This is a genomic window from Ilyobacter sp., from assembly GCF_041583315.1.
In the GTDB taxonomy this organism is placed as follows: Bacteria; Fusobacteriota; Fusobacteriia; order Fusobacteriales; family Fusobacteriaceae; genus Ilyobacter.
In genome coordinates, this window is record NZ_JBFHGC010000519.1 from 1 (window position 1) to 2,072 (window position 2,072).

General features: G+C 37.1%; 3 protein-coding genes. All 3 read left to right on the top strand.

The window, feature by feature from the left end; genetic code table 11:
- Positions 1 to 181: 181 nt before the first annotated feature.
- On the top strand, positions 182 to 751 hold the full coding sequence (locus tag ABZA26_RS13690) for a class I mannose-6-phosphate isomerase (protein WP_372715054.1): 570 nt from the start codon (positions 182 to 184) through the stop codon (positions 749 to 751).
- A gap of 15 nt (positions 752 to 766) precedes the next feature.
- Positions 767 to 1,489 (top strand): GntR family transcriptional regulator, encoded by a 723-nt coding sequence (locus ABZA26_RS13695; RefSeq protein WP_372715055.1) that lies wholly within the window; start codon positions 767 to 769, stop codon positions 1,487 to 1,489.
- A 230-nt stretch (positions 1,490 to 1,719) separates the two neighbouring features.
- A partial coding sequence (locus ABZA26_RS13700) for a fructose PTS transporter subunit IIA (RefSeq protein ID WP_372715056.1) occupies positions 1,720 to 2,072 on the top strand: 353 nt, incomplete at its 3' end.

Genomic DNA, 2,072 nt, shown 5'->3' on the forward strand with positions numbered 1-2,072 from the left:
ACATGAAGTTTATAAAAGGTTTGACGGGAATTTTCCTGTTCTTATAAATTAACTTGATGTGAATGACTGACTTTCTGTACAGGTACATCCAAGTGATGAGTATGCCCTGAGAGTAGAAAAAGAGTTTGGTAAATCCGAGGCCTGGTATATAATAGATGCAAGCCATGATGCTCAGCTTATAATGGGGCTGAAAGAGGGTATGACAAAGGAAGAGTTTACAGCAAAAGCCAAGTCCGGGAACTTTGATGATATGTTTAACATAATATCTGTGAAAAAAGGGGACTGCATCTATGTGAAGCCAGGTCTTGTCCATGCAAGTCTAGAGGGATCTATAGTTATATGCGAAGTTCAGCAGAACTCAGATACTACCTACAGAATTTATGATTTTGACAGGGTGATAGACGGAGAGAAGAGAGAGCTGCATATAGACAAGGCTGCAGATGTTATAAATTTTGATGAACATCCTGAAATAACCACAGCAGAAACTAGAAAAACTGTTACTCTCCAGGGAGCGTTGAAGGAAGAAGTAGTAAGGTGCCAGTATTTTAACATCGACAGACTTCAGGTAGAAGGTATCTATGATGATCCTACAAGTCCAAATTTCAGGGTATATTCTATCCTGGATGGAGAGGGTAAAATTATTCATTCAGGGAAAAAATACTCTGCCAGAAAAGGAGACACTTATTTCATTCCTGCAGGGCTTGAAGTGAGTATAGAGGGAAAGCTGGACATACTAAAATCCTTTCTATAAAAGGGGGAAACAACTGTGCTGACAAAACATGAAGAGATAGAGAAGTTCATACTGAACGGAGTGATAAAAGGTAATTATAAGCCTGACGAGAAAGTGCCCTCTGAAAACAAACTTGCAGAAAGCTTTTCTGTGAGCCGGATGACTGCCAGAAAGGCTCTAGACACCCTGGTTACAAAGGGGTATCTCTATAAGGTCAAGGGTAAGGGAACCTATGTAAAAGACAGAGAAAACAGAGATATAGTTTACCTAGATGAGATGATAGGATTTACCAAGAGAGTAAGAAGAACCGGAAAGGTACCGAAAACAGTGGTCAAGGCCTTTGAAAAGATAAAACCAGGTGAGGATATTGCCGCCAGACTGGGAATAACAACGAAGGACGAGGTATATTACATAGAAAGGGTACGTTATATAAATGATGAACCTGTTATTTTAGAAGTTACTTACATGCCGGAATACATATCTCCGGACCTGACCATAGAGCACGTACAAAAATCAAAGTACGATTATCTGAGAGAAAAAGGCCACCGGATAGAAGAAATGGTGAAAGAATATATTCCGGTGATACCTGAGTCTAAAGTAAGAGAGGACCTTTCCCTGGATAAGAATATGACAGTATTTAAAATCGAACTTATTTCTATATTAGAAGACAGATCTATATTTGAATATACAAAATTATATTATAATCAGACTAAATACAGGTTTCTTCAGATAACAAAAAATACCGGGAAGAGTTTTTAACTCTCTCGGTATTTTTCTTTATATAATAAAGTTAATTTTTTTTATAAAAATTTAAAATAAAAGTTGACAAAAGTAGAAATAGAATATATCATAGTGTTATCAAAGCAAACTGTGAGGCCGGAAAGAGGTCATTTTTTTTAACAATGTTTGTTGTATATACAGGATGACGAGTAGATGATTTTTTTTAGCCCTTTGACTTGTATATACATGCTAAAACCAAGGAGGAGATCATGGATTTAAGAACTTTAACAAATGAGAATCTTATATTTTTGAATGCTGATTTTAAAAACAAAAAAGAGATATTAGATGTTTTTATCCAAAAACTTTTTGACGAGGGTAAAATAACTTCAAAAGAAGAATTTTACACTGCAGTGATGGACAGAGAAGCTATGGGAGCGACTGGAATCGGAGAAGGGCTTGCAATTCCTCATGGTAAATCAGATGCAGTAAAAGAAGCCTCTTTCGTAGTGGCTACTCTCGGTAACGAGATGGAATGGGAAACTCTAGACGAGGAACCTGTAAATCTTGTGATCCTGCTGGCTATTCCAAAGTCAGAAGAGGGAAGCACTCATGTGGATCTTCT

Bases quoted from the DNA above. Each gene is read 5' to 3' on its own strand.
- ABZA26_RS13690 (WP_372715054.1), top strand. From the start codon at position 182: ATGGGGCTGAAAGAGGGTATGACAAAGGAAGAGTTTACAGCAAAAGCC.